3 protein-coding genes and 2 pseudogenes are annotated in these 7,063 nt (G+C 43.1%); 1 reads left to right on the top strand and 4 read right to left on the bottom strand.

What is annotated here, in order from left to right:
• The 4 genes and pseudogenes from IM456_RS22710 to IM456_RS22695 all read right to left on the bottom strand — a co-directional run.
• Nucleotides 1-133 (bottom strand): annotated as a pseudogene (locus IM456_RS22710) (IS630 family transposase); the annotation flags it as partial.
• 45 nt (nt 134-178) lie between these two features.
• A complete protein-coding gene (locus IM456_RS22705) occupies nt 179-322 on the bottom strand; it encodes a hypothetical protein (RefSeq protein ID WP_253881386.1) in 144 nt (47 codons plus the stop codon).
• Nucleotides 323-1,115: 793 nt separating this feature from the next.
• Nucleotides 1,116-3,212 carry a phosphate acetyltransferase gene (gene pta, locus IM456_RS22700; protein ID WP_287693099.1) on the bottom strand — a complete coding sequence of 699 codons (2,097 nt, stop codon included), beginning with the start codon at nt 3,210-3,212 and terminating at the stop codon, nt 1,116-1,118.
• 626 nt (nt 3,213-3,838) lie between these two features.
• On the bottom strand, nt 3,839-5,635 hold the full coding sequence (locus tag IM456_RS22695; protein ID WP_287693098.1) for an N-acetylmuramoyl-L-alanine amidase family protein: 1,797 nt from the start codon (nt 5,633-5,635) through the stop codon (nt 3,839-3,841).
• 385 nt (nt 5,636-6,020) lie between these two features.
• Here IM456_RS22695 and IM456_RS22685 point away from each other — a divergent pair.
• Nucleotides 6,021-6,923, top strand: a pseudogene (locus tag IM456_RS22685) (IS110 family RNA-guided transposase); the annotation flags it as partial.
• Nucleotides 6,924-7,063: the final 140 nt, after the last annotated feature.

Below are 7,063 nucleotides of genomic sequence, written 5' to 3'. Positions count from 1 at the left end.
TTTTTTTGTGCGGTATCTTTTGGCTCTTTAACCAGAGAACTTCCATCTTCAGTTGAACCCGGGGATGGGGATGATGAAATCTTTCATAATACAGTGAGTTCTTTTCTTCTTCCGTGAATTCTAGGTTAATCATGTTTTTAATGAGTGCTTTGCTTCTAATTATGACTCTTAAACTATATTATTGTCCTTGAGTAAAAAATGCAAGTTGTAGCCGTGCAAAGTATAGAATTTGGTTTAATAATTCTAAGATTTGTACAGAAGCAAGTTGCGGGGGTGGTTCTGTGGTAATTGCCGTCACTTCTGTGATAATTTCTGCTACCATTACCTCGGCATCGGGAAAGGATGCTTCTTGACTCTCGCTGGCGATTAAATCCCATTTTTCTCGTTCAAAATTCCGAATTTGTTGGCGTAAATCTTCGAGCTGCTGCTCGATCCTAAGCTAAACGGCTTTTACTTCGGATCACCGATATAGACTCCAAAAGGGTTATAGCTGTTGGATCATGCAGGTTAAGCGCCGTTTAGCTTAACTTTTTCTTCCGGTGCAATTGTGACTAAAGTGTTTCGCTTTCCCGCTAATTGTTGTTTTAAGCGTTGAATATTATCTTCGAGGTTTTGTAATTCGTCAGTAGCTATGGGGAAATAAGCTTAAATTAGCCAATTAATTCAATTATGATCTATCCATCTAGAAATGTCATTCCTTTAGCTGCCCCCCACTCCCCAACACCCAAGGGACTTGCGCTTTGATAATGTACCTTTTGGGCGAACGCAGTTCGCCCCTACATTGTGGACAAAATCCGTTACTGTAGGGGCGCAAAGCTTGCGCCCTCCGATCGATTGGGATATTATTCCCACGCAAGTCCCTAACGGCTATAGTCATTTCAATTAAGATTGAGAATATCAAGTCCAGAGTTCATACTAAATCCTGTTTAAAAAGTATAGGATAGTGGGGTGGTCACTGCGTGCGCGTTGCGGGGGGAAGTGGGGTGATAGGGAAGTGGGGTGTGGGAAGAAACAATTCATAACTTGAGAGTTAATCACACTATTAAAAACGGATTTGGTATCATAAGGGTTTTATCTGTCTAGAATGTATCGGACTGATCTGAAATGACGATAACTCAAAAAGATTGGGATTGAATTGCCGTGATTACCACCGTATTGATAATATCGGGAACGGTACAACCGCGACTGAGATCATTGACGGGTTTTTTTAATCCCTGTAGGATTGGACCAATCGCTAAAGCTTTCGTTTCCCGCTGCACGGCTTTATAAGTATTATTACCTGTATTCAGATCAGGAAAAATAAACACCGTCGCTTGGCCCGCCACCTCTGACCCCGGCATTTTTTGGGCAGCTACTTCCTTATCCACCGCCGCATCGTACTGAATTGGCCCTTCTAGCTTCAAATCGGGGCGTTTTTCCCTAGCGATTTTGGTCGCTTGTCGGACTTTTTCCACGTCTTCTCCCTGGCCCGATTGACCCGAAGAATAGGAAAGCAGGGCGATTCGCGGTTCAATTCCGAATTTTTGGGCGGTTTCGGCAGAAGATAGGGCGATTTCGGCTAATTCCTCGGCACTGGGGTCGGGATTCACCGCACAATCCCCATAGACCAAGACTCGATCCTCTAGACACATAAAAAAGACCGAGGAGATGATCGCACAATCGGGCTTAGTTTTGATAATCTGGAGTGCAGGCCTAATCGTGTGTTGAGTTGTATGCACCGCCCCCGATACCATACCATCAGCATCGCCTCGATACACCATTAAAGTGGCAAAATAGGAGACATCCTGTGCATAATCCCGGGCCAGATCCAGATTCATTCCCTTGGCTTTTCTCGCTTCGTAGAGGGTCTGCACATAGCTTTCAAAATGGGGACTAGCCACGGGGTCAATAATTTGCAGGCGATCGAGATCGAGAGTGATACCATGTTTTTTAATCACCATTTCGATCTCGTCCGGTTGTCCCAAGACGGTTAAATCGACGATATCCTGTTCGATTAAAACTGTGGCTGCCTGGAGGATGCGCGGTTCAGTCCCCTCGGCCAAAACGATGTGACGTTTTTGCGCTTTGGCCTGTTGTACGAGATTATAGGTGAACATCTTCGGGGTAATCCCCTGGGTCCGCAAAGTGCGAATTTGCGCTTCTAGGCGATCGAGATTGATGTTACTGTGAAAAAGCTGCAGACTGAGGTTAATTTTATCGTAGTCCGTCGAGGTCAGGGTGGTCTGCACTTCGTGGATGCGTTCGGCCGTGGTATAGGTATCGGTGGTGACGGAGAGAATCGGTAAAGGATCGGGCAAACCTTCAATTAAACGGGCGATCGAAGGATTGAGACTATGACCTGCTGTTAAGACTATACCGGCTAATTGGGGATAATTGGCCGATTGGTGGGCCTGTAACATCCCGATAATCACATCGCCGCGATCCCAAGGAGTGATAATTAAACTATCTTCTTTTAACCGCTCTAGGGCATTTTGCATCTGCATGGCCACCACCAGAAAGTTACTAGCTAAACTATCTAATCTGTGCTGTCCGTAGAGAACTTTTGCCTGTAATTGTTGGGCGATTTCTGCCACTCGCGGGCTGCTCAGTTTGGCATTATGGGGAATCACTCCTAGGGCATATTCTTGGGGGGGAAAAATTTTAGTCAGGGTTTTCCGTAATTCCTCTATTTTTTCCTCTTCAGCTTGATTGATAATAATCCCAATCACCGTACAACCTTTATCTTGGTAGGTGTCGCAGGAAATCAGGATCGGACTAAGGGCATCTTCGATACTGCGATTGTGAGCATTACCTAATATTAAGATGGGATGACCGAGATTTTTGGCGATTTCTGTATTTAGCTCAAATTCAAAGGCGGAATTTTCTTGCAGATAATCGGAACCTTCACAGAGGATAAAATCATATTTTTTTTCTAAGTTTTTAAACTTTTTGATAATTCTTTCAATGATTTCATCAAATTTTTGTTGTACCAATAAATCCTTAACTTCTTCGTAACATAAACCGAAGGCTTCTTCGTAGGTTTGTTCTAATTTAAAATAATTGAGGATTAAGTCAATGTCTTCGTCCCGATGACCTTCGGAACAGTCGAGAACAATTGGCTGGAAAAAAGCAACTTTATTAGTTTTGCGGAGAATTAAGTCGATAATTCCTAAAGCTACTAACGCTTTACCGCTTCCCGTTGCCGTCGTGCTGATATATAAAGAGTTAGTCATGGGTAGAGAAGAATAATAACAGGAGTGGGATTTAATTGGGCCACCCCAACCTTGAGGTGGGCAATTGATCCCCCCTTAATCCCCCCTTAATAAGGTGGTTTTGATCCCCCCTTAATAAGGTGGTTTTGATCCCCCCTTAATCCCCCCTTAATAAGGGGGGCTGCGAGCAAGTTGTCTATAAGGGCGTGAATTGTTGGGAAATTTTCAGGTAAACTATCTTTAGTTGTTGGCTAATCCAGAGATTTTTCTCACAGAGCGATCGCTGTTTGAATATCTACCAGAGAGTGATCGGCTATACCTTGTAATCTAGCAGTTATTTTGTCCGATTGCTGTTCACTGGTAACATTTTTTCCATGAACTTGATTTAATTTCCTCAGATTAAGATAAAAACTCCAGCAAATCCTATCACCAGCTTTCCAGCTAGGGCTTGGTTTTTCATAAAGATTTAAGTAGGTAGGCGTTAAAAGTTGTCAGACACCCCCCTTATCAAGGGGGGCAGGGGGGATCCCCCCGCCTATCGGCACCCCCCTTATTAAGGGGGGCAGGGGGGATCGAACCTAAAATCCATTTTTAATTTAATTATAACCAGCTACTTAAGCTTATCTCCCTCCGATTGAGATTAAATCTTAACTAGAAGCGATTACCCCAGATTGTTGAAACCATTGGCTAATTCCGGCGGCTAAAACTTGCGCTAATTGTTTTTGTGCCTGAGTATCGGTAATCCATTCAAATTCTTGAGGATTACTCATAAATCCTAACTCTAATAACAATGAAGGACTACTATAGGGACGAGTTAAAGCTAAATTATTCCAAAATACTCCATAGGAAGGACGGTTAAGATTTTTGGTTAAATAATCGTGGAGAAAAACCGATAGATCCGCTGCCTGGGGATGATACCAAAATATGCCAATTCCTTGAGTATTTAAGGCATCTCCATCATCAGGTAAAGCATTATAGTGAACCGATATTGCTAGGGTTGGTTGCAGATTATTAATCATCTCTACTCGTGCCGGTAGGGATAGGTCGATGTCCGTTTCTCTAGTTAAATAAACTGTTGCCCCCAATTTTTCTAATTCCTGTTTAATTAATTTAGACATAACCAAATTAATCTCTTTTTCTGTGTAACCCGTCGGACCGACAGCACCGGTTTCTTTACCTCCGTGTCCAGGATCTAATAAAATAACTTTGCCCTGTAAATTATCACTTTTTTCCGGGGTATGACGCAGGGTTAAGATTAAATTTGTCCCCTGGTAACGAAGACTATAACCCCACTGTTGTTTTTGGTTAAGATTAAAAGTGTATTCTATCGTAGTCGGGTTAATTTGTCGCCAATCTAAACGTCTGACCAAAGGATTAGCCACTAGAAAAATTGTATCGGTTTGGGCAATGGTATTATAAAGGGTCAAAATAAATTTATCATCTTCTTGTGCCACGGCGATCGGTACAGGATGGGAGAGGGGAAAAATAATTTCCGTTGCTTGATTGATACTTCGAGAAGAGAGACCGCGAATATTAGCATTATCTAGGACTTCATTGACTATTAAACGGGTTTCTCGCTCTAAAATCCAACCACCATAATCTAACCGTAACCAATCCCCTTCTTTCCCAGTGACTCTCGCTTTCGTGCCTTGGGGTAAAGGAGTTAAACGGGAATAATCACTACCCGGCCCTGTGCGCGCTAACCCTTGGGCAGCTATAATTTCAATCACTGGTAAATTTTGATCGCTAATAATGTTAATTTCTCCTTGACCTTGTTGGCTAATCGAGCGATTATTTAATTGTGCTGTAAAAATAGGTTTTCCTAGGTTAGTCACTTGTTTAAACTGCTGACAACCTCGATAGTAACCAGTTTTATCCGCGGACTTCGCTTGATTGAGATTAGTTAAAACTGCGGCATTACTAGGCAGTTTTGTGGTTTGAGGTTGGGGTAAAAGAGGCAGAATTTTATCTCCTAACTGCACAGAAACCTGAGCTTTGGGAGTGGCAATCGCACTAAAACAAATCCATTCCCCCACTAACCTCGTCCTATGGACAGAAGGACTGAGAGAGTTATCAGCAAAAGCTAATTCTTGGGGAATAACTGCTTGAGTATCTCGACGAATTATTTGACGATTAATAGTTTGGTTTTGATAGCGAATAGTGAAATTATTTTCGCCAACTTGTAGGGGAAAACTAGGGGCAAAATATCCTTTAGCACTGCGTTGAATCGGTTGATTATTGAGCAAAACTTGACCCGATGGAGGAGCAGAACCAATAAAAAAGATTCTAGCGGCCGTGGTTTGATGATTATCGGGAGGATAAACAATCATTAATGAGGTAGATTTAGCGCTGATACTGTGATAAAAACCGATTAATAGCACTAAACCCCAACCAATTAAGATATTTTGCCCAAAAGTTCTCACTTTTAACCAGAATGTCCCCATATTATCCCCCTCTTAGCTGACAAATATTATCCTAGGACAAATTCTCGAGGTTTGTTGTTCGTCTTCTAAGCTGTACTGTATTTAAACTGCCCGTGGAAAATAGTAGTACAAATGCGCTGACTTCTTCTCCCCTCTCCCCTCTCCCTTCTCCCTGCTTATAGACAGTCTTGGGGTGCTGAAGTTGGGTTTCCTTGCGTCAACCCAACCTTGTATATTGAGAGAGGTGGTAGACCGTCCCAACCTTGGTCAGAAAAGACCGCTTCGTAGCAAGGGTCACCACCATAATCTCCCTGACAAAACTCGAACAGTCGCCGGGGTCGTGGCGAAAACAATCAATTGTTAAGCTAACAGACCGTATCGGGCAAGGATGAGTAAAATCAAGGGGATGCTCTCGAAAATAACCATTAATCCCGCCAATTTCTCAGGTTTAATCAGGGAAAATATCTCTCAATGGGTAGGCATTGACATTAGTAAAGCGACCCTAGATGTTTACCTCCGTCCCCTCGGTAAAGCGATGAAAGTTGCTAACACAAAGGAGGACATATCTAAACTGGTCGAAACCCTAAAATCCTACACTGTCAACCTCATCGTTCTGGAAGCGACAGGAGGTTGAGAAACTGAACTGGTGATTCAATTACAAGCAGCGGGTTTACCCGTCGCCTTAATCAATCCCCGTCAAGGAAGAGACTTTGCTAAAGCCACTGGTAAGTTAGCCAAAACCGATGCCATTGACGCTCAAATCTTAGCTCATTTTGGCGAGGCAATGCAACCGCAAATATTAGCGGTTGAGTCGGAAGAATCTCGTCAATTGGGCGACTTAATTAGTCGTCGCCGGCAACTTGTCGAGATGCGGACTGCCGAAAAAAACCGACGGGAACGCGCTCGCGGTAAAGCTTTGGTCGATATCGAAGCCCATCTTGAGTATCTCGATAACTGCCTCGAAAAACTCAATCAAGAAATTGAGGAATTGACCCAAGCTAACCAACAATGGCTCGAGAAAGTCAATTTACTCAAAACCGTGCCGGGGATTGGTCAAGTAATTTCTACTACTCTCGTCTCCGACTTACCAGAACTCGGTCAATTAACCGCCAAACAAATCTCTCGCTTAGTCGGTGTCGCACCGATTAATCATGATAGTGGTCAACATAAAGGTAAGCGAATGATTCAGGGAGGTCGCGCTCAGATTCGGGCGACTCTTTACATGGGGGCGGTGGTGGCTATGCGTCATAATCCGGTGATTAAAACCTTTTACGAACGCCTAGTCGGACGCGGTAAATCAAAAAAACTGGGTTCTTCGTTACTTAGTATGGTTCGATAGGGTGGCATAAATCGACTAAATCCTTATCTGGCAAGAGATTTAATTGATTAGTTCGCTCTAGATAGAAAACAATTAACAAAAATCGCCAAATGTCTTTCTCTATAAGAGTT

The sequence above is a fragment of the Microcystis sp. M079S1 genome, assembly GCF_020246425.1.
Taxonomy (GTDB): domain Bacteria; phylum Cyanobacteriota; class Cyanobacteriia; order Cyanobacteriales; family Microcystaceae; genus Microcystis; species Microcystis aeruginosa.
Note: the sequence above shows the minus strand (reverse complement) of the source record. Positions and strands in the feature narration are given on the sequence as shown.

Bases quoted from the DNA above. Each gene is read 5' to 3' on its own strand.
- IM456_RS22695 (WP_287693098.1), bottom strand. From the start codon at position 5,635: ATGGGGACATTCTGGTTAAAAGTGAGAACTTTTGGGCAAAATATCTTA.
- pta (WP_287693099.1), bottom strand. From the start codon at position 3,212: ATGACTAACTCTTTATATATCAGCACGACGGCAACGGGAAGCGGTAAA.
- IM456_RS22705 (WP_253881386.1), bottom strand. From the start codon at position 322: ATGGTAGCAGAAATTATCACAGAAGTGACGGCAATTACCACAGAACCA.